Raw genomic sequence first — 20290 nt, 5'->3', positions numbered from 1 at the left:
TAAGTGCCTCCCGCCCCTTTGCCAACAGTTAAGCCGATACCAAAGGCATCTTCAAGGGAAGTCTGCGCCCGCTGCCCAAGCAAGGGCGTCTCCACGAGCGCGGATACTGGGCAACCGCCCGTAAGCCGGTCCCTCACCGGCCGCTTTCCTAATATTTCCACTACGGTGGCAGGATGATCGCTGACTTCATGAGAGACGATGCTCGGTCACTGCCTGCGCATCCGGCCCCAGCTGAAGTGACTGCTCTGCGGGTGTGGCACTGCAAATACAAGTCCCTGGCGGGCCTATCGGAATTCGTCAATCTGAAGACCCTTATCATTGCAACATATCCGGATATGGGCCTGGCGTCCTTGGGAGGTCTGGGCCGGCTCGATTATCTAAGCATCATGCACTTGCCTAACGTGTCGGACCTCGGCCCGCTCAGTCAACTGCAACGTCTAAGAACGATAAGACTCAGCACGCTGCCTAGTTGGGACTCATCTGGGAAGAAAACAATCGTTCAATCGCTGGCCCCGCTAACGGAGTTACCGGTTCTGGCGCACATTGAGCTCTTCGGGGTGCTCCCCGAAGACGGCACACTCAACGTCTTGGAGAACTGTCCGTCTCTGGAAACAGTCCGCGTGAGCAAGTACAGGAAACCTGAGACCGAACGCTTCTACCAAGTCACGGAACTTCCCAATTCATTCGCGCCCTCACCAGACATACCTGGCTGGTCCTGATACGCAGATATTTGACCGCATAGGACGGCGATCAAGATTCGTGCGCCATATACAGACGTGAGAATGGGCTACCCCGGCTTTCGTTAGCTCTTTCCTGAAGCGCCGGATGACTGGAGGTGTCCAGTGAAGGATCGTTGGGTGGGACACGTCAAGACGGGTTTCGATGCTCCGCAACGTGTCCGTAAGCCGACCCCTCATCGGGCAGCTCAGTTGAAACGCGGACCGAAGGCTATGGCATCCAGACCATGGGCGGTTACGGTGGCTCCAAGAGGGACAGGATGCTGCCGATCATATGCGGGACGACAGAGTTCAATGATGCCCTCGACCACGACAAGACGGAAGGCTGGCGCCGTGCGAAAACTGATCTACGGCATGAATCTGACCTTGGACGGCTACATCGCCGCGGCCGGCGACGACATCAGCTGGGGCGGGCCGAGCGACGAACTGTTCCAGTGGTGGCTCGACCAGGAGCGGGCTAGCAGCCTGTCGCTGTACGGCCGAAAGCTCTGGGAGACCATGAGCTCCTACTGGCCGACCGGCGATCAGCAGCCCGACGCCACCGCGGCGGAGATCGAGTTCGCAAGAAACTGGCGGGACACACCGAAGGTGGTGTTCTCCTCGACGATCGACAAGGTCGACTGGAACACCCGCCTGGTCACCGGTGACGCGATCGCCGAGATCACCCGGCTCAAGGCCGGGGACGGCGGCCCGATGAGCGTCGGCGGCGCATCGCTCGCCGGGGCGGCCATGCGGGCCGGGCTGATCGACGAGTACGTGCTGGCCACCCATCCGGTCCTGGTAGGCGGCGGCACTCCGTTCTTCAACGCGCTGGACAGTTGGGTGAACCTGGACCTGGTGGAGACGCGGACGTTTCCCGGCGGCGTGGTCCTGACCAGGTACGAGGCGAGGCGCTGAGCACGCTTCCTCCGGGCGGTCGAGGAAGGACTCCACACCAGCGTCTGCCAATCGACGGGCAGTAGATAGTCCGGAATGTCATCGGTGGGTTCAAACTTGAGTGGTCACTGAGACAACCGTTCCTGGTTTCGGTGCGTCGTCGTCTGCCGGGCATTCTCCACAACATAGACCTTCCCGTCGGGCGCTTTTTTGTGGGACTCCGTGGTGTAGAAGCGGATCTCGTGTCCGTCCGGGTCCGAGAGACCGGGCAGAATCCACCCCAGAGAAGCGACCAGGACGCCAGCATGGGCGTCCCCCAACTGCGTCAGCCGCGCGGAGAGCTGGTCAATTGCCGCCTTGGTCGGAACGCCTATGGAGAAGTAATCGAATCCGGAAGAGGCCGCCGCTTTGCCGGGGTCCAGCCGCAGGGCCAGTCTCGGTCCGCCATCCGGGTGATTAAGAGCAAGGCCCATGACTTTGCCATCTTCGCGGAACTCCATCGCAACGGCATAACCAAGCCGGCTCTGGTACCACTCGCGGCTGCGGTCGAGATCACTGACCGGGAGTTTGAGGTGATGCACGCCATCGAACTGGGGAACCTGAGTGTCCACGGCAAATCCTTTGATCGCGGGGTCGTGTTCCAACGATAGGTCCGAATCATCTGCGGGAGGCCGCAATCGTGGCGCCCCTCGTAGTAAGGCCTAGCGTTTCCCCTTCTTCCGGGATCCCTTGCCGCGGCCCTTGTCCGGGTTGGGAGCGTAGCGCTGCGCCACCTTGGGCTTCTTCGCGGCTCCGGTGCCGCGCCGGTCCGGCTTGGGCTCGCGTTTGGGTTTCTCCTGCTGCGCCGAGGGCTGGCGGGAGCTCGCGGCGGTGCGTCCGCGGACAATACCGATGAATTCCTCGATGACCTCGTCCGTGGCGTCGCTCGGCCAGGCCAGGGCGATCTCCGTGCCGGGCGCCCCCGTGAGTTTCCGCGCCACGGTGTCCTTGACGTTGAAATGCCGGGCCACGGACATCGGCAGGATCACCAGCCCGGCACCGGACGCCACCACCTGCAGCGCCATCGCCGGGCCGCCGAGCTCCTGCACATCGAGAAACGTCTCGGCGGACAGGTCCGCCAGGTCCACTTCTTCAAACAAGGAGACCTCGTGCCCCTTCGGTGCCACCACCACGGGCTGCTCCTCGTAGAGCGGGATCACGCTGAGGCCCTCGCGTTCCACCGGGAGCCGGACGAAACTCAGGTCCGCGGAACCGTCGCGGAGCACGGACAGTTGCGCGCCGTCGTCGGACATAAAGGAGTGCAGCGGAACATCGGGCATCCGTTCCTCCCAGCGGCGGATCCATTTGCCCGGTGTCACACCGGCGACGTACGCGAAGCGCAGCTCCCGCCCAACTGCGACGGCTGGGACGACGGCGGTTTCGTCGGGGGTCTGGGATGGTTCTTCTGCTGCGGACACATGTTCACAGTACCGCCCGGGGTGGCGCGGGGGTCCGCCGCGATGGCGGCACCGTGCTGATCCGGTGCTGGTTTGGTGCTAGTTTGGTGCCTCGCAGTGCTCTGGCCGGATACCCTTGGACTATGACCTCTGCAAACTCCCAGTCCATGAAACCGGCCACCGTTGCCAAGAAGCTTGGCATCTACCTGCCGGCGACACCCCAGGAGTTCCAGGATTCAACCATCACCCGCGCTGATTTTGCCGATCTCCAGGCCAACCCGCCGGAGTGGCTCGCGGAACTGCGCCGCAACGGCCCGCACCCGCGCCCCGTGGTCGCGCAGAAGCTCAACGTCTCCATCGCCGGCCTGGCCCGCGGTGGTGTTGAGGAAGCGCTGACGACGGCGGAAATCACCGCACTGCTCCAGGCTCCCCCGGCCTGGCTGGTGGCCGAGCGCGCCACCCACGCCGCCGTCCGCGCCGAGGCCCAGCGGGTCAAGGACGAGGCCGCCAAGAAGGACGCCAAGAAAGCCCGCGCCAAGGCCGAATAGCGGCACGAGCTTTCTCCCGGCCCCTCTTTTCAACCCGCGGACGCAGGACTACGCTCGCGGAATGGGTCGGGGCCGCCGGTCCGATCCCCTCCGCATCCCAATTCACCTGCCACCGGCGGCGTATCGGGAAGGAACAAGTTCATGGGCTTCAAGATCGGATATTTTGTCGGGAGCCTCTCGAGCAATTCCATCAACCGCACCTTGTCCAGGGCGCTGATCCGGCTTGCACCTGCGGAACTGGAGTTCACGGAGATCCCCATCAGGGATCTGCCGTTGTACAGCCCGGATTTTGATGCCGCTTTCCCACCCGTTGGGCAGGCCCTCAAAGATGCCATCTCGGCTTCCGACGGCATCCTGTTCGTCTCGCCCGAATACAACCGGTCCATCCCCGGAGCGCTCAAAAACGCCATCGGCTGGGGATCCCGGCCCTGGGGCACCAACTCCTTCGCCCGCAAGCCCACCGGGATCATCGGCGCCTCCCCCGGCGGCATTGGGACGGCCGTGATGCAGTCCTCGTTCCGCAGTGTGCTGAGCTTCCTCGACGCGCCGCAGCTGAATGCGCCGGAGGCCTACATCCGCTTCGTCCCGGAGGCCTACGGCGAGGACGGCGAGGTCAAGGACGAGGCTACGGCCGGGTTGCTGCGCCACTATATGGAGGAGTATGCCTCCTTCGTGGCGCGGGTCCTGGCCGCCAATGCACCGGGCCATATCGGCGACGAGCACCCGGACAAGGACAAGACGAGCCGTTAGGCAGAGTCAGGGCGCGGTTCTCCGGCATCTAGTCCTGGTGCAGCTGCACGAAGTTCCCGCAGCCGTCATCCAACACCACACTGGTCCCGCCGGGCCCCTCGGACGGTTCCCCCTGGAACATCACGCCCTTGGCCGCCAGCCGGTCGTATTCGGCGCGCACGTCCGGCACGCCAAAGACGATCGCGGGAATCCCGGCGTCGTGCAGACCGTTCATGTAGGCCGCGCCGATCGGGTTGTCACTGGGTTCCAGCAGCAGTCCGGCGCCTCCGGCACCATCCGGATCCTTGATGATGAAGAGGTTGTGCTCCGGCATGGCCATCAGCGTTTCGAAGCCCAGCGTGCCGGTGTAGAACTCATGGGCCGAGGCTGGATCCTTGACGTGGATACTGCACATTTTCAGTCGCATGGCCCCTAGGCTACGCCGGGAGGCTCGGCGTAGGAACCGCGACGCGGCCTCCGCACCGGCCCTGGCGCCTGGGTTTGCGTCCGCGCTGGCGCCGGGCATTGCCCCGGCCCGGCAGGCATTGACGGCCCCGCCGCCAGGGATTCCAATGGAACTAGCGGAACAGCGCCCGCCCGGGACCGTTCCGGGGAGGTGTGCAATGACGCTTTCACTATCCGGCGCCCTCGCGGCCTGGCAGTTCCTGGCCCTCGCCATTCTGGTTGCCGGGGCAGCGTTCGCCTCGGTCTATTTCGCCCGCAAGCACCTGGCGGCCGACGACGGGCCTTCCGAAGGCGCGGACGGCGCGTTTTGGGACGCATTCGCCGGACTCGCCGTCATTGTGCCCGCCATCGTCCTGGCCTCTTCCACATGGCCCTGGGCCGGCCTGGCGCTCGGGATGCTGGCCGCGGGGGCTGCCCTGGCGGCCGTCGCTGCGGCACCCCGGCTGCTCCGCCGGCAGGAAGCCCGCCGGGCCAGCCGGGAAACCCGGCTCTTGAACGAGGCGGCCGCCGCACGGCACCGGAGCGCCCTCGCCCGGTGGCAGCGGTACGAACTGGATCCGGGGTTCTCGATTGACTATCCCGCGATGAGCGATACCCGGCAACCGGAAACCGCGGCACTGATCCGGGCGATCAAGGCCGCCGAGGGCCTCGGCGGCCGTACGGACCGCGCCTGCACCGATGCCGCCTACGCCCCGGCCGTGGAACGGCTGGAACATGCCCTCGCTGCCGCCGAACGCGCGGCCGGCGTCAGCGCCGCCGGGCCGCCTGGCCCGGACCACGCGCACGGCTGATTCCCCGGAATTGCCGATCCGGCAGTTCGCGGCCACCTTGGAAAGGTTCCATCATGACTGACATCACGATCATCGGCAGCGGCAATATGGCACGGGCGATCGGAACCCGGGCTGTCGCCGCCGGGCGCTCCGTCCAGATCCTGGACCGGACGCCGGAGAATGCCGCCAAGCTCGCTGCTGAACTTGGCGGCACCACCAGCTCCGGCGGCCTGAGCGAGGTTCCCGAGGGAGACATCGTCGTCCTCGCGCTGTACTTCGGCCCGGCCAGGGAAGTTGCCACGCATTTCGGCGACACGCTCAGCGGCAAGACGGTGGTGGACATCAGCAATCCGATTGACACCGAAACCTTCGACTCGCTGGTGGTCGCCCCGGGGACGTCGGCGGCGGAGGAAATCGCCGGACTGCTCCCGGGCGCACGGGTGGTGAAAGCCTTCAACACCACCTTTGCCGGCCCGCTCGGGTCCGGGGCAGCCGGCGGCCAGCCGATGGATGTCTTCATCGCCTCGGACTCCGAAGAGGCCCGCAACGAGGTTGCGGTCTTCGCCGAAGCCGCCGGGCTGCGTCCGCTCCAGGTGGGCGGACTGCGTCACGCCCGAGAACTCGAGGGCTTCATGCTGCTGGTCATGGCGCTGCAGGCCAACCCCGCGTATCCAACCTTCAACTGGGGCACCGGCCTGAAAATCACCGACTAGGAGCAGTCCGGTCCCGATCGGCCGTCATCGGCTCTGAGCGGTGATACAGAGCGGTGATATCGAGCGGCAATATCCACCGGTGAGACCGGGCGGTGGCCCGGGTTCGGCGCGCTACAGCTCGACCGTTCCGCTGTTGCCCACGCTCATCCGGCTGTTGGTCACCTTGGACTTGATCCACTGCAGCACGGTGGCCGCCGTGCCGCCCGGGCTGGTCCAGTACTCGGCGGAGTCCGAGTCGACGTGGAGCAGGACCACCTCAGGGGTGTCCGGCCCGTCCGGGAACCAGGCCTCCACCACCTGATTCCACATGTCGTGGATCAGTTGCCGGTCAGTGACCACTTCAGCGGTCCCGGCCACCGAAACCCACTCGGTGCGCTTGCCGAAGGAGACGTTCACCGCCGGGTTGGCGCGGATGTGGGCCACCTGAGAGGTGGTCGCCGACGTGAAAAACCACATGTCGCCGTCGTCCTTGACCTCCTGGACGGCCAGCGGCCGGCTGACGAGCCCGCCTGCTTCGTTGATGGTGGTGAACATTCCGATGTGCGAATCGTTGATGATGTCCGTGACCTTGCTGATGCTTTCGGCATCCGACATGCTCTCACCTCGTTCTGGTTCCAACGGAGGAAGGTCCCCCTCCGGACAGCCTATTGGTAAGTGTGCTTACTTTCCAATGGCTGCCGGCCGGAGACCTTCCCGGGACCTTCCCTGAACCGGCAGTGGACTCAGTGCCCGCGGGTCAGGACCTGGCCCCTGAAGAACTCGGGGCGGAGCTTGGCCATGACCAGCATGAGCACCACGCCCAGCAGGAGGACGCCCATGCCCAGGATGAAGACCAGCCCCACACCGCCGATCGACGACCCTGATCCGTACGCGGGATCCATGGAGTCGTAGGCGGTCTTGACGAACATGACCAGCAGGATGACGCCGCCCAGGAGTGGCGCGAGGAACTTGAAGAAGAAGGCCCTCGCTCCGCTGAACGCCTCGGCGCGGAAGAACCAGACACAGGCCAACGCGGTGATGCCGTAGTAGAAGCAGATCATCATGCCCAGGGCCGTGATGGTGTCCCACAGTGCGTTTTCCGACGTGGTCCGGGTGATGACATAGAACGCCGCGGCCGCGATGGCAGAGGCGATCGTGGCATAACTCGGCGACTTGTATGTGGGGCTGATCCTGCCGAACTTCTGCGGCAGCGCCCGGTAATGGCCCATGGACAGCAGGGTGCGCGCCGGCGAGACAAATGTGGACTGCAGAGACGCGGCGGAGCTGCTCAGGATAGCCAGGGACATCAGGATGGCGAACGGGCCCATTACCGGTCCCGCCAGAACGGCGAAGATGCTGCCCTGGTTCTCCGGGTTGCCGGTGCCCAGCCCCGTGTCGCCGACGCCGGCGTAGCTCAGCGTGGCCAGGGCAACCGTCATGTAGATGATCACGATGACCAGCACGGTGATCGTGGCGGCACGTCCCGGCGTTTTCTCCGGGTTCTTGGTCTCCTCGTTCATGGTCAGCGTGACGTCCCAGCCCCAGTAGATGAAGATGGACAGCGAAACGCCGGCGGCGAAGGCGGAGAAGGATCCCACGGCGAACGGGTTAAACCAGTCCGGGGAGATGGCCGTGGCGTCAAAGGCGGTTCCGTTGGCGACGTGGCTGAACGCTGAGATCGAGAACCAGGCGAGGACCAGCAACTGAAATCCCACGAGAACGTACTGGACGGTCTTGGTGGTTTCCATGCCGCGGTAGGAGATCCAGCACGCGAGGGCGATAAACACCAGTGTGGTCGCGATATTCAGCGGCAGGTTGGTGGTGAGGTCGGCGAGTTCGGGATTGCCGAAGATCTGCGCCAGCATGAGGTAGAAGAAGTCCACCGCTACGGCGGCCAGGTTCGAGAGCACGATGATGGTGGCGGCGATGAGTCCCCAGCCGCCCATCCAGCCAATCCAGGGGCCGAACGCCCGCGACGCCCAGGTGAAGGAGGTCCCGGCGTCGGGCATGGCGTTGTTCAGCTCCCGGTAGCCGAAGGCCACCAGCAGCATGGGGATAAAGCCCACCAGGAAGATCGCCGGCAGTTGCACGCCGACCTCGGCCACGGTGGGACCCAGGGCGGCCGTAAGGGTGTATGCCGGGGCGATACAGGAAATGCCGATGACGACGGCGCCAATGAGCCCCACCGATCCGGCTTTCAGGCCCTTCTCACTGAGTCCGTGCTGCTGTTCGGTGTGCTGTCCTGTCTGCTGTCCTGTCTGCGACGGCTTGGACATCGCATGGTCTGCGCTCATTGTTGTGCCTCTCGGGGGGTGTCACTCGACGCTGAATGATTGAGGTGCTTGAGTTCATAGTCGCTGGGGACCACGATCATCGGCACCGGCAGGGCGCGCAGAATGCGGCCCGCTGTGCTGCCGAGGAAGATGGACCGGCCCTTGGCAAGCCGGCTGGATCCGATCAACAGGACCTCGCCGTCTTCCCAGTCCAGGCGGTCCACGGCTTCCTCGATGCTGCGCCCGTGGGCGACGACGATTTCCGTCTTCGCCTCCACCTGGGCTTCCGTCTTGGCCTCCCCCGGGACCTCCGCCTTCGCCTCCCCCGGGACCTCCGCCTTCGCCTCCCCCGGGACTGCCGGCCCGCCGGCAGCCAGTGCGTCGGCAAGGCACTTGGCCGCATACTCCCGGGCCGCGTCGGCTGAATCGGCCGCGTCGCCGTCGAGGGCCAGAAGCGACACCACCCGCAGTGGCACGTCCCGGTTCGACGCCATGCCTAGGGCGAATTCGAGCAGCTTCTCCGCACCGGCCCGGGTTCCGAGCCCGCAGCTGATCCGGGTCAGGGCCTCCTGGCGGTGATAGCCGTGCGGTGCCAGGGCAACCGGAACGGTCGAGGCGTGGAGTAGTGCACTGGCCACCGACCCGATCGTGAACCGTTTGAAGAGCCCGGTGCTGGTGGCCCCGATGATGAGCATGTCCGCGCCCAGTTCCTCGGCCGCCTCGATCAGTGCGTGCGCGTCGGAATCATGGCTGCGGATGTGGGCCTGCGCCGGGACACTGGATGGAACCAGCGCCAGGGCCTGGTCGAGCCACTCCTGGGCCTGCTCGGTGAGCAGATTTTCGAAGCCCGCCTTCGGCGCGAGGGCGTGCCCGGACTGCTGCACTTCGGGCACCACCAGCACAAGGTCCAGGCTCGCCCCCCGCCCGAGCGCCAGGGAGACGGCCAGATTGACCGCATCATGGCCCCTGGCATTGGCTGAATACCCCACTACGTAACGCATCTGGCCGCTCTCCTAACTGAACTGGACTGCATTCAACTGAATTGTTGGGATTCTCTACGAGGCGACGGACGCACGGTCCGCAGCAGCGACGATCCGGGCCGCCGTGAGCTGCCCCATCCGGACGGCGCCGTCAACATGCTGGTAGCCCTCGGCCGCAAGATCCGAGCAGGACCAATAGATCGGCCCGACCGGCGTCAGCTGGTCCTTGCCGTAGCGGTGCAGTCCGCCAAGGTCGTAGCTGGCGGCGTAAGCCCCCCGGGTCCATTCCTCCGAACCCCAGTCGGACTCGTAGTAAACCTCGGGATCCAGGGCCTTTTCGCCGAGGAAGGACGCAATCGACTCGAGGATGGCGCGGCGGCGGTCCTCCGCGCTGAGCTCGAACATGGCGTCGGCCTTCTCATCCGAGACAAAGCCCACCAGCGTGCCGCGCGGGTCCTCGTGGTTGGTGTTGTCGTAGACCTCCTGCACAATGGCGCCGGCGCCGAAGGCCGTCCCGGACAGGCCGTCTTCGCGCCAGAACGGGCTGCTGTAGACGGCGTGGACCTTGATGACCAGGCCAAGTGACTGGTGCTGGTGCATCTGGTGCTGGCGGCGGGGCAACGGCGGGTTAAAGGACACCCGGGTGTAGAGGTTCGGCGGCACGGCCATGATGACGAAACGTGCGTTCACCGTGGCCCGGTCAGAGACGGCAGTGACACGGTAGCCTCCGCTCGCGTCATCGGCCCAGTTGATGGTGCGGACCGGGCTGCCGAGGACGACGTCGTCGCCCAGTTCCGCGGCCTGCAGCAGCGAAACCTGCTGCATCCCGCCGACAACCCGCTTATCCAGGATGAAGTCCTCATCCGTGAGGTTGGTGAAGGACCCCGCCGAGGCAGCCATGAGGACGGCCTGCAGGGCGGAGAAGGCGTGGGCCGGTTTGGTTAGCATGCCGCCGGCGATGAACAGGCCGATGTTGTTGCAGGCTTCCTCATCTGTTGAGTTCTGCCGCAGCCAATGGTGAAAGGAGATGGTGTCCAGCTCGCGGGCCTTGGGGTGGGCCCACGGCTCCTCGGGAGCCATCTCCGCGGCCAGGGAGTCCAGCAGGGCCGTGAGCTTGTCCATTTCGACGGCGGTGGTTTCGCTGACCGGGAAGGTGTCACCGGTGTACAGGGTGCGCCTGCCGTCCGCGCCAATGTAGACGGATTCGCCGTCGCGGTAGCGGGAATAGGTCTGCAGTCCGAGCTCATCCAGGAGCCCCAGGAGCCCGGTCTGGTCCGGCGAAACCCACTGGCCGCCGATCTCGAGCATGGCCCCGTCAACCGTGTCGGTCCAGGTCCGGCCGCCCACGCGGTCCCGCGCCTCGAGCACCGCCACACTGAGTCCGGCCTTTTTCAGCTCGCGGGCGGCGGTCAAGCCTGACGGGCCGGCTCCTACGATGACGACGTCGCGGTCAAGTTCCAGCATGATGTTCCTCCCCGTGGCCGCTAGAGTGATGCGGACCACAAAATGAATGGCGTTCATTTAGAATGATAGACCTTCCACACGCTTCGGGGAAGACCCTCCGCCTAATGAATTTCGCCCGTAAAGTAGGGGCAGAACGGGCTCACCCCGAACCCGCCAGCCAAACTGAGAAGCCAAGCAGAGAAGAAAGGCCCGGAATGACGGCAGCAACCAGCGCCCCCGCCGATCCGCACGGCCCCGCAGCCAGGCCCCGCCGCCGTGCGGGACGGCCCGCCGCGGCAGTGCTGGACCAGAACGGCATCACCGTGGCGGCCCTGCAGCTGATTGGCAAGAGCGGCTACGACGGGTTCACCATGGCTGCCCTGGCGCGGACCCTCAACGTGGCTCCCTCGGCGCTGTACAACCATGTCTCGTCCAAACGGGACGTGCTGGTCCTCGTCCAGGACCACTTGACCTCGTTCGTGGACGTCACCGCCTTCGAGGCCGGGGACTGGGAACAGGCCGTGAGGGATTGGGCCTGGAGCTACCGCGACGTATTTTCCAAGCACACCCCACTGATTCCCGTCATTGCCGTACTGCCCGTGACCGACGCGCCCAAGACACTGGCCATGTATGAGGCCGTCAGTGCCGGTTTCAGCCGCGCAGGCTTTCCGCAGGAGCGCATTGTCCCGGCCATTGTCGCGATCGAATCGTTCATCTTTGGCTCCGCCTACGACGTCACCGCACCCGCGGACATCTTCGATTCCGGCACCATGGCCGCGTCGACACCGCATTTCACCGCCGCCGTCCAGCGCCTGGCCGAGGAAGGCCATGAAAAACCGGCCGACGTCGCCTTCAAGCTGGGACTCGAGGCACTCCTCGCCGGGCTCGGGGCGCTGCGGGCAGCCTAGCGGTCTTGCCGCGTGGTCCGCTGCTGCGGAGTTTCCCCACTTTTGACGGACCGGCGCCGCCCCACACCGGCGGGTCGGCGCAACACGCCGGGCCAAGCCTTCGAATGTGGGGAAACCGGGAAACCCCGACGCCGGCTGCCCCCGTGCGGGTTAAACAAAAGAACCCCGGTCCAAGACCGGGGTTCTTTCGATTGCGTGCGCGAGGGGGGATTTGAACCCCCACGCCCTTTCGGACACTGGCACCTGAAGCCAGCGCGTCTGCCGTTCCGCCACTCGCGCGCAACTTCTTCCACTCGGATAGGGCCGGTTTCCCGGACCGCCAACCTCGTAAAAGCAGCGAGATCAAGCATAACGGACAATTGCCGGAAAACACCAATCGAGCCCCAGAGCCCCCTGAATGGGGTCGTTTGCCGGCCACGCTTGCCCCGCGGCCGGGCGTCACGCGGGGACCCGCCGCGGCAGTCCCGGCGGCGGTGTCCGCGCACGTCAGGGCGCGGCGGGCACTCATTTTGACGTCGCCCCGGCGGCGTCCGTTGAGGCCATTCCCAGACACGCCCAGTAGTATCTGATGTAGGAGTGTCCGCTGAGCGCGGGCTCGCAAAAGTTGGAAACCGAGTTCCGGAACGAACGCTGCCCCGCAGCCAACAGGAAAGGAGAAGGACCATGGGATTGCTGGACAAAGTCGAGCGCGGCATCGAAAAGGCCGTCCGCGGAGTCTTCTCCACCGGTTCCCGCGCCCAGGTTGAGCCTGTCGAGATCGCGAGCCGCCTCCGCACCGAGGTGGACAACAAGGCCATCACGATCGCCGCGGGACGCACCCTGGCCCCTAACGTTTTTGACGTACTCCTCAGCAGCGAGGACTTCCAGCGCGCCCAGGAATGGGGCACACCGCTCGCGGAGGAACTGTGCGACGTCGTCATCAACCATGTCCGCAGCCAGGGCTACACCCTCCAGGGCCCGGTCCGGATCAGTTTCCGCCGCGATGAGGAGCACCGCGCCGGGAATTTCGACATCACCTCGCGGACCGAGAAAGCCTCCGCCCCTTCCGTCCCGGCGCAGCCGGGTATTCACGGCAACGTACCCGCGGCTCCGACACGCCAGCCGACACAGCTTCAGCCTGTACTGGACATCGACGGCCAGCGCTATTCGCTGAACGCGCCCTCAATCGTCCTCGGACGGTCCTCCGAAGCAGACATCCTTATTGACGACACCGGCGTTTCGCGCCGCCACCTGGAAATCCGGACTGGGCCTGGTACGGCCCAGGCGATCGATCTCGGCTCCACGAACGGCAGCTACGTCAACGGCCAAAAGATCGTGGGCAGTTCGGATCTTGCTGACGGCGCCACGATCATGATGGGACGAACCAAAATCATCTTCCGCCTACTGCCCGCCCACCCAGGCGGCCACGCATGAGCGAATTGACCATCACGGCCCTGCGTTTCGGGTTCCTCATCCTCCTGTGGGTGCTGATCTTCAGCATTGTCTCGGCCATGCGCCGCGACCTGATGATCGGCCGCAAGGCGGCGGCCGGTGCCCCCACGGCACGCCAGGTGCGCAAGAATCCTTCCCTTGCTGAACCGCCGCCCGCCCCCGTCAAACAGCAGGCCCGCCAGCTGATCGTGACCGAGGGACCGTTGAAGGGCACCACCATCGCCCTCGCGGCGAGCCCGATCCTCCTTGGCCGGGCACAGGAAGCCACCCTGGTCCTGGAGGACGACTACGCCTCGGGCCGCCATGCCCGCCTGTTCCCGCAGGGCAGCCGCTGGTTCATCGAGGACCTCGGCTCCACTAATGGCACATATCTGGCAGACCAGCAGCTGACCCGGGCCCTCCCGGTGGAGCTGGGCGTCCCCGTGAGAATCGGCAAGACGGTCATCGAATTGAGGCCGTAGCCGTGGCTGCCCCGGAATTTCCCGCAGACAGGGCCGAAGGCAAGCCAACTGCCCCGAAGCGGCCGCTCATCATGCGCTACGCCGCGCGGTCAGACGTCGGCCGCATACGCGCCAAGAATGACGACTCCGCCTACGTCGGCCGGCACCTCGCCGTCGTCGCCGACGGCATGGGTGGCCATGCCGGCGGCGACGTCGCCTCCGCCGCGACCGTCCTGGACATGATCCACCTGGACCACGACGACTACGACGGCGACGCCGGGACCGTGCTCGCCGACGAAATCCAGACGGCCAACTCCCTGCTGTCCGAACTGGTGCACATGAATCCCAAGCTCGCCGGGATGGGCACCACGGTCACGGCCCTGCTCCTCGCCGAAGGAAAGCTCCACTTCGCCCACATCGGCGACTCCCGGGCCTACCGGCTGCGCGACGGCGAGTTCGAACAGGTCAGTGTCGACCACACCTTTGTCCAGCGGCTCATCGATGAGGGCAGGCTCCGCCCCGAAGAGGCCGAAACGCATCCGCACAAGAACGTCCTCATGCGCGTGCTGGGCGACGTCGATGCCAGCCCGGAGCTTGATCTTGACACACTGGCAGTCCAGGCCGGGGAACGATGGCTGCTCTGCTCGGACGGCCTGAACTATGTGGCCGGCCACGTCGTGGAGCGCACCGTCCGGGAGACGAAGGACCTGGGCGAATGCGCCGAACTGCTGGTTGAACTCACGCTGGAGGCCGGCGCCCCGGACAACGTGACCGTGGTGGTACTCGACATCGCCGAGCCGACACGCGATGACGTCCGGACCGCCGCCGTCGACGTCGTGCCCGCGCCCGCAGCGGCCGCCGGGACGTCAGCGCCCGCCGCCCCGGCCGGGCCCCTGGCCGGCAGCACCGTTGGTGCCGCGAAAACCCCCGGCGAGTCCGTAAACGAGTCCGTAAAGAAGGACAACTCCGCCCAGGACACCGGGCCCGCCGCGCTGGCCGCCGCGGCAGAAGCCTCGGGGCCGCCGGCCGACCCGGCCGCAGGGTCCCCGGCCGACGGCACATCGCCGGCCGCATCCACACAGAAGGCCGCCGAGGGCAAGGAACCCGAGACCACCACCGACCCGCATCTGGGCGAACACCTCTCGGCCGAAGTCCTGCGGGAAGAACTCTCCATGCGCCCGCACGAACTTGTCGGGGCCGCCGCCGCAGCAGCGGAATCAGGGTCCATTCCTTCCATCGCCGGACGCACCGTGGCCCGGCGCGCGGCCACGGTCCTCACGCACAAGTCCGAACAGGACCGCGAGGAGGCAGACGACTTCAGGCCCGCCGGACGGCCGCGCCGGTGGCTTACCGTATCCATTGCCGCCGCGATCGTCGCGCTGCTGGCCGTCGGACTCTGGCTTGGCTACGCCTGGACCCAGACGCGCTACTACATCGGCGAACACGATCAGCATGTGGCCATCTTCAACGGCGTCTCCCAGCGTCTCGGACCCATCCAGCTTTCCACTCTCGAAGCGGTAACCGATATCAAGATGTCCGACCTTCCCGAATTTTCGCAGCAGCGGGTGCGCCAGACTGTGCCCGCCCGCGACCTCTACGACGCGCAGCGGATCGTCAAAAACCTGGAACGCACCGGCACGACCGCCCCGGCCGATGAATGCCTCACCCCGTCCCCCGCAGCGACGGCCGCCGGTGCCACCCCCTCCCCCGGCACCACGGCCAAGCCGGGCTCCACGGCGTCGCCAAGTGCCACAGCCTCCCCTGGAGCGGCCAAGCCGTCGCCATCCGCCACCCCGACTACGAATTGCGAGGGGGCCAAATGACACCCATCGACCCCGTGCCCAGGCCACGACGAAACGTGGAGCTTGTCCTCCTGGTCCTCGCCCTCGCCGTAGGGATTGGTGCCCAGGCACTCGTGGGCGTGGACCGGCAAAAAGCGTTTGACACCGACTTCTGGTTCCAGTCCGGACTCCTGGCGTTGGCCGCCCTCGCCTTCCATGTGGTGCTGCGGCTCCGCGCAAAATATGCCGACCCGGTAATACTTCCGCTCGTGGTCGCCCTTAACGGGCTGGGCCTGGCCATGATCCACCGGCTGGACAGGGTGGGCGAAGACACCGGCAACAACCAGCTGCGCTGGACCCTGGTGGCCATGGCGGTCGCGATCGCGGTCATTTGGTTCCTCAAGGACCACCGGATCCTGCGCCGCTTCACCTATATCTCCCTGGCCATCAGCGCCGTGCTCCTCATCCTGCCGCTGGTTCCCGGCGTCTCCGCCGGAGAGGTCCTGGGTGCCAGCGTCTGGATCAAGATCGGTTCCATGACCTTCCAGCCGGGTGAAATCGCCAAGATCACGCTGGCCATCTTCTTTGCCGGCTATCTGTCGTCGAACCGGGACCTCATCCTGCTGGCGGGCCGCAAGATCGGCCCGGTGCAGTTCCCGCGGTTCAAGGACATGGGCCCCATGATCACCGCCTGGCTCGTGAGCATCGGCGTGCTGGTCTTCCAGCGTGACCTGGGATCCTCGATCCTGTTCTTCGGCCTGTTCCTCGTCATGATCTACGTCGCCACGAGCCGCATCAGCTGGGTGATCATCGGCCTCGTGCTGATTGCCGTCGGCGGCGTCGTCGCTGCCCGCGTGTTCTCGCACGTGGCCCTGCGGATCGACGGCTGGCTCAACGCGTTCACCGATGAGGTCTACGGCCGGCAGTTCGGGGGCAGCCTCCAAATTGTCGAGGGCCTGTTCGGCATGGCCAACGGCGGCCTGGTCGGCACCGGCCTCGGCCAGGGCCGGCCCAACCTCGTCCCCTTCGCCAACAGCGACATGATCATCGCCTCCTTTGGCGAGGAACTGGGCCTGATCGGCGTCTTCGCGATCGTCCTGATGTACCTGCTGCTGTTCACCCGGGGCTTCCGCGCCGCGCTGGGCACCCGCGACGCGTTCGGCAAACTGCTCGCCACCGGGCTCTCCTTCGCGATCGCGCTGCAGTGCTTTGTGGTGATCGGCGGCGTGACGCGCCTGATCCCCCTGACCGGACTTACGACGCCGTTCCTCGCCGCCGGCGGGTCCTCGCTCCTGGCGAACTGGATCATTGTGGGTCTGCTGCTCATGATTTCGCACTCCGCGCGCGGCCCGGTGGATACAACGCCGTTGCCGCCCGGCCAGGAACCCGGTGCGCGCAAGAACTTCCCCGTGCTGCCTGCCAAACCGGCGCCGGATCCCCGTAACAGTCCCGACGCACCCACCGAGGCGGTGAAACAGCTGTGAACCAGGCCATCCGCAATTCATGGATTGCCGCCATCGCGATGTTCGTGCTGATCTTCGGCGCGCTCAGCTATGTGCAGGTGGTTGGCGCCGACGAGCTTAAGGCCAACGCCTGGAACAGGCGCGCCATCCTGCAGAACTACTGCAACGACCGCGGTGCGATCATTGTCGGCGGCACCCCGGTGGCAGAGTCCGTGCCCGCCACGGAAAGCTGCAAATTCCAGCGGACCTACTCCCAGCCCGAGCTCTACGCGGGCGTCACCGGCTACTTCTCCAAGAACTACGGCCTCACCGGACTCGAGAAGTCCATGAACGATGTCCTGGCCGGCAGCTCGGACCAGCAGTTCCTGGACCGGGTGGGCCAGTTGTTCCTCGGCAACCAGCCCAAGGGCGCGTCCGTGGAGCTGACCCTGGACCCCAAGCTCCAGAAGCTGGCGTACGACCTCATCCCGGACGGCATTCGCGGGCACATCGTGGTCACCAACCCGAAGACCGGCGCGGTCCTGGCCATGGTGTCCAAACCGTCCTATGACCCCAACCTGATTGCCACCCAGGACGCTGCCGCCGAACAGGCCAACTACACCGAGCTGAACCAGGTCCCCGGGATCAACCTGAACCAGAACGTCTCTGGACCCACGGGCGAGCTGCTGGCACCGGGATCGGTGTTCAAGCTCATCGACACCTCTGCGGCGCTGAAATCGGGCAAGTATAACAAGGACAGCGACCTGCCCAACCCGGCCGAGATGTCCTTCCCCGGCATCGACTACAAGCTGCCCAACTACGCGGGCGGCAACTGCTACACGCGCACGACGGCGTCGTTCGCGTTTGCCCTGCAGCAGTCCTGCAACACACCGTTCGCCAGCATCGCCCTGGACCTGAAGCAGAAAGCCATCGCGGACGAGGCGGAGAAATTCGGCTTCGGCCAGGACTTCGGCGACCAGCTCAAGCTGGACAGTGCCCCAAGCTTCTTCCCGACCGAACCGCTGGACGACGCCGGGCTGGCGCAGTCCTCGATCGGCCAGCGCGACGTCCGCGCCACGCCGCTGCAGATCAACACCATGACGGCGGCGATCGCCAACGACGGAGTGCAGATGCAGCCGAACCTGATCAAGGCCGTACGCGCCCCCGACCTGCGGACGATCAACGAACCGAAACCACAGGCCCTGCGCACCGCCACGACTCCGGAGATCGCACGGCAGATCAACGAGTGGATGGTCAGCGTTGTCGACGACGGCATCGCACACCGTGCGGCCGTGCCCGGTGTCCAGGTGGCCGGCAAGACCGGTACCGCGGAACTCGGCAACGGCCTGAACAATTCTTGGTTTACCGGGTTTGCCCCGGCAAATGACCCGCAAGTGGCCGTCACCATCGTCATGGAAGGCGTAGACATCACCACTGGCGCAAACCTAACCAGTCCGAACGCGAAGAAGATTTTTGAGGCGGTGTTGAATAAGTGAGGCCTACTTCGGGAATCACCCTCGGCGGCAGATTCCAGCTGACCACGCGCATTGCGATCGGCGGCATGGGAGAAGTCTGGAAAGCCAAAGACCTGATCCTTGGCCGCATCGTCGCCATCAAGGTGCTCAAGGAGGAATACACGGGCGACCCCGGTTTCCTGCAGCGCTTCCGCGCCGAGGCACGCCATACCGCCCTGCTGAACCACGTGGGCATCGCCAACGTCTTCGATTACGGCGAGGAAGAGGGTTCCGCCTACCTGGTCATGGAACTGGTTCCGGGCCAGCCGCTGAGCAGCATCATCGAGCACGAACAAGTGCTTTCCCCGGACCGCACCCTTTCGATGATCGCCCAGACGGCGCGGGCCCTGGCAGTCGCCCACGCCCAGGGCCTCGTGCACCGCGACATCAAGCCGGGGAACCTGCTCATCACCCCCGACGGCCGCGTCAAGGTCACCGACTTCGGCATCGCGCGCCTGGCCGACCAGGTTCCGCTGACCCAGACCGGCCAGGTGATGGGCACCGCCCAGTACCTGGCGCCCGAACAGGCCACGGGGCAGACTGCCACCGGAGCCTCGGACATCTACTCCCTCGGCGTCATCGGCTACGAGTGCCTCACGGGCCACCGGCCGTTCTCCGGGGAATCCCAGATCGCCATCGCGCTGGCCCAGGTCAACGATGCGCCTCCGCCCCTGCCGGACACACTGCCCAGACCCGTCCGCGCCCTGCTGATGTCCATGCTGGCCAAGGATCCGAAGAACCGCCCGGCCGATGCCATCAAGCTGTCCGAGGCGGCCGAGGCCATCCGCAACGGTGATATCGCCGCCGCACACGCAGCCGTACCGGGCATGCTGCTTTTCGAGGCAGCCACCGGGCCCATCACGGCCCCCGTCGACGTCCCCACAGCGGCCACCAGCGTCATTGGCTCCAGCGCCGCAGAGGACAAGTCGACGTCGGCGACGTCCGCGCTGCCCGTAGTGGGCGCCGCCGGTGCAGGTGCAGCCGCGGGCCTGGCAGCAGGCGCTGCCGCAGCCAGCGGCTACGGCGCCCGCAACGCTCTCAACCGCGCCGATGCCCTGGCGGCCGAGCGAAGCTGGGTGCAGGAAGAGGAGGAAGAAGACTACGACGAGCCGGAGGAGGAGCCGAAGCGCCGCGGACGCAGCCCGTGGACGTGGCCGCTGATTGCGCTGATCCTGCTGGTGGTGTTCGCCCTGGTCGGTGTGGTCCTGAGCCAGGCCGGCAGCCTCTTCCCCTCGCAGGGTCCGGCCACGAGCAGTGCCACGTCCAGCATCGCGAAACCGAGCAGTGCCACGCCGTCGGCGTCCTCGGCTTCCCCGACCGAGACCCCCACCCCCACGCCCAGCTCCGCGACACCCACCGAATCCACCCCGGCCGCGGTCAACCTGATCCCGGACGCCTACCTCGGGCGGCCGTACAACGATGTCCGCAATGAGCTGATCGGCAAGGGGCTGCAAGTCACTGGTGTCGAGGTCGTCAACGACGCGACGCCAGGCACCGTCACCAACATCGATCCCTCCGGTGCGGTCCAGCCCGGCACCACCATCACGGTCAGCTACTCCAAGGGCCCGGAAATGGTCGACGTCCCGTCCATCAAGGCGGGCGCCAGCGAGGCTGAAGTCCAGCAGGCAATCCAGGACGCCGGGCTGCGCTGGGCCAAGGGAGCCGACGTCAGTCCCACAAACAAGAAGGAAGATCCGGGCACTTTCGTGAGCTCGCAGCCTCCTTCCGGGTCCAAAGTGACCGCGGGAAGCGTCGTGACCTACCACCTCGCCAAGGCCACGGCCGCATCCCCTTCACCTTCAGCTACCAAGTCCGGACCCTAAAC

Annotated in this window: 20 protein-coding genes and 1 tRNA gene; 13 read left to right on the top strand and 8 right to left on the bottom strand. The window is 65.9% G+C overall.

The features are described 5' to 3' along the window. Positions 1-173 precede the first annotated feature (173 nt). Both AC1D1A_RS07015 and AC1D1A_RS07010 read left to right on the top strand, forming a co-directional pair. On the top strand, positions 174-719 hold the full coding sequence (locus AC1D1A_RS07015) for a hypothetical protein (RefSeq protein WP_476851761.1): 546 nt from the start codon (positions 174-176) through the stop codon (positions 717-719). Between the two features lie 351 nt (positions 720-1070). Beyond that, positions 1071-1634: a dihydrofolate reductase family protein gene (locus AC1D1A_RS07010; protein ID WP_476947396.1), complete on the top strand. Its 564-nt coding sequence runs from the start codon at positions 1071-1073 to the stop codon at positions 1632-1634. Between the two features lie 104 nt (positions 1635-1738). Here AC1D1A_RS07010 and AC1D1A_RS07005 read toward each other — a convergent pair whose 3' ends face one another. Together AC1D1A_RS07005 and AC1D1A_RS07000 are read right to left on the bottom strand one after the other, a co-directional pair. Continuing rightward, positions 1739-2224, bottom strand: a complete 486-nt coding sequence (locus tag AC1D1A_RS07005; protein WP_476947395.1) for a VOC family protein — start codon at positions 2222-2224, stop codon at positions 1739-1741. A 90-nt stretch (positions 2225-2314) separates the two neighbouring features. Continuing rightward, the gene (locus AC1D1A_RS07000; protein ID WP_026538047.1) at positions 2315-3070 is read right to left on the bottom strand and encodes a LysR family substrate-binding domain-containing protein; all 756 of its coding nucleotides are present in this window, start codon (positions 3068-3070) and stop codon (positions 2315-2317) included. A gap of 122 nt (positions 3071-3192) precedes the next feature. Between AC1D1A_RS07000 and AC1D1A_RS06995 the strand changes: the two genes are divergently transcribed. Beyond that, entirely contained in the window at positions 3193-3597 is a 405-nt protein-coding gene (locus AC1D1A_RS06995) for a DUF5997 family protein (protein WP_018775636.1), read from the top strand. Between the two features lie 141 nt (positions 3598-3738). Then, the gene (locus AC1D1A_RS06990) at positions 3739-4347 is read left to right on the top strand and encodes an NADPH-dependent FMN reductase (RefSeq protein ID WP_476947394.1); all 609 of its coding nucleotides are present in this window, start codon (positions 3739-3741) and stop codon (positions 4345-4347) included. Between the two features lie 28 nt (positions 4348-4375). Here the strand turns inward: AC1D1A_RS06990 and AC1D1A_RS06985 are convergent, their stop codons facing one another. Continuing rightward, the gene (locus AC1D1A_RS06985; RefSeq protein WP_223914848.1) at positions 4376-4753 is read right to left on the bottom strand and encodes a VOC family protein; all 378 of its coding nucleotides are present in this window, start codon (positions 4751-4753) and stop codon (positions 4376-4378) included. A 196-nt stretch (positions 4754-4949) separates the two neighbouring features. On the opposite strand from AC1D1A_RS06985, the gene AC1D1A_RS06980 reads away from it, so the two are divergent. Both AC1D1A_RS06980 and AC1D1A_RS06975 read left to right on the top strand, forming a co-directional pair. Further along, on the top strand, positions 4950-5582 hold the full coding sequence (locus AC1D1A_RS06980) for a hypothetical protein (protein WP_230008241.1): 633 nt from the start codon (positions 4950-4952) through the stop codon (positions 5580-5582). Positions 5583-5635: 53 nt separating this feature from the next. Then, positions 5636-6274, top strand: coding sequence for an NADPH-dependent F420 reductase (locus AC1D1A_RS06975; protein WP_230008242.1), 639 nt, complete (start codon positions 5636-5638; stop codon positions 6272-6274). A 111-nt stretch (positions 6275-6385) separates the two neighbouring features. On the opposite strand, the gene AC1D1A_RS06970 is transcribed toward AC1D1A_RS06975, so the two are convergent. The 4 genes from AC1D1A_RS06970 to AC1D1A_RS06955 form a co-directional block, all read right to left on the bottom strand. Next, on the bottom strand, positions 6386-6868 hold the full coding sequence (locus AC1D1A_RS06970) for a pyridoxamine 5'-phosphate oxidase family protein (protein ID WP_476947393.1): 483 nt from the start codon (positions 6866-6868) through the stop codon (positions 6386-6388). 128 nt (positions 6869-6996) lie between these two features. Continuing rightward, positions 6997-8529: an APC family permease gene (locus AC1D1A_RS06965; RefSeq protein WP_476850727.1), complete on the bottom strand. Its 1533-nt coding sequence runs from the start codon at positions 8527-8529 to the stop codon at positions 6997-6999. Positions 8530-8543: 14 nt separating this feature from the next. Beyond that, positions 8544-9527: a universal stress protein gene (locus tag AC1D1A_RS06960; RefSeq protein WP_476947392.1), complete on the bottom strand. Its 984-nt coding sequence runs from the start codon at positions 9525-9527 to the stop codon at positions 8544-8546. A gap of 54 nt (positions 9528-9581) precedes the next feature. Then, positions 9582-10970 carry a flavin monoamine oxidase family protein gene (locus AC1D1A_RS06955; protein WP_223915405.1) on the bottom strand — a complete coding sequence of 463 codons (1389 nt, stop codon included), beginning with the start codon at positions 10968-10970 and terminating at the stop codon, positions 9582-9584. A gap of 194 nt (positions 10971-11164) precedes the next feature. Between AC1D1A_RS06955 and AC1D1A_RS06950 the strand changes: the two genes are divergently transcribed. Then, a complete protein-coding gene (locus AC1D1A_RS06950) occupies positions 11165-11857 on the top strand; it encodes a TetR/AcrR family transcriptional regulator (RefSeq protein WP_476850718.1) in 693 nt (230 codons plus the stop codon). Between the two features lie 196 nt (positions 11858-12053). On the opposite strand, the gene AC1D1A_RS06945 is transcribed toward AC1D1A_RS06950, so the two are convergent. Next, positions 12054-12136: transfer RNA gene (locus AC1D1A_RS06945), tRNA-Leu, on the bottom strand. Between the two features lie 384 nt (positions 12137-12520). Here AC1D1A_RS06945 and AC1D1A_RS06940 point away from each other — a divergent pair. The 6 genes from AC1D1A_RS06940 to AC1D1A_RS06915 are packed head-to-tail and all read left to right on the top strand — an operon-like array spanning position 12521 to position 20288. After that, complete coding sequence (locus tag AC1D1A_RS06940) at positions 12521-13270, top strand: FhaA domain-containing protein (protein ID WP_476870300.1); 750 nt, start codon at positions 12521-12523, stop codon at positions 13268-13270. Beyond that, positions 13267-13749, top strand: a complete 483-nt coding sequence (locus AC1D1A_RS06935; protein ID WP_018775647.1) for an FHA domain-containing protein FhaB/FipA — start codon at positions 13267-13269, stop codon at positions 13747-13749. Before AC1D1A_RS06940 ends, AC1D1A_RS06935 begins: the two co-directional genes overlap by 4 nt. Before the next feature lie 2 nt (positions 13750-13751). Next, positions 13752-15551, top strand: a complete 1800-nt coding sequence (locus tag AC1D1A_RS06930) for a PP2C family protein-serine/threonine phosphatase (RefSeq protein ID WP_476947391.1) — start codon at positions 13752-13754, stop codon at positions 15549-15551. After that, entirely contained in the window at positions 15548-16993 is a 1446-nt protein-coding gene (locus AC1D1A_RS06925; RefSeq protein WP_476850716.1) for an FtsW/RodA/SpoVE family cell cycle protein, read from the top strand. The genes AC1D1A_RS06930 and AC1D1A_RS06925 overlap by 4 nt, the downstream gene beginning before the upstream one ends. Beyond that, on the top strand, positions 16990-18447 hold the full coding sequence (locus tag AC1D1A_RS06920; RefSeq protein ID WP_476850715.1) for a peptidoglycan D,D-transpeptidase FtsI family protein: 1458 nt from the start codon (positions 16990-16992) through the stop codon (positions 18445-18447). Before AC1D1A_RS06925 ends, AC1D1A_RS06920 begins: the two co-directional genes overlap by 4 nt. Then, positions 18444-20288: a protein kinase domain-containing protein gene (locus tag AC1D1A_RS06915; RefSeq protein ID WP_476850714.1), complete on the top strand. Its 1845-nt coding sequence runs from the start codon at positions 18444-18446 to the stop codon at positions 20286-20288. Before AC1D1A_RS06920 ends, AC1D1A_RS06915 begins: the two co-directional genes overlap by 4 nt. The last annotated feature ends 2 nt before the right edge of the window (positions 20289-20290 follow it).

The sequence above is a fragment of the Arthrobacter sp. P1_B9 genome (assembly GCF_056406495.1).
Note: the sequence above shows the minus strand (reverse complement) of the source record. Positions and strands in the feature narration are given on the sequence as shown.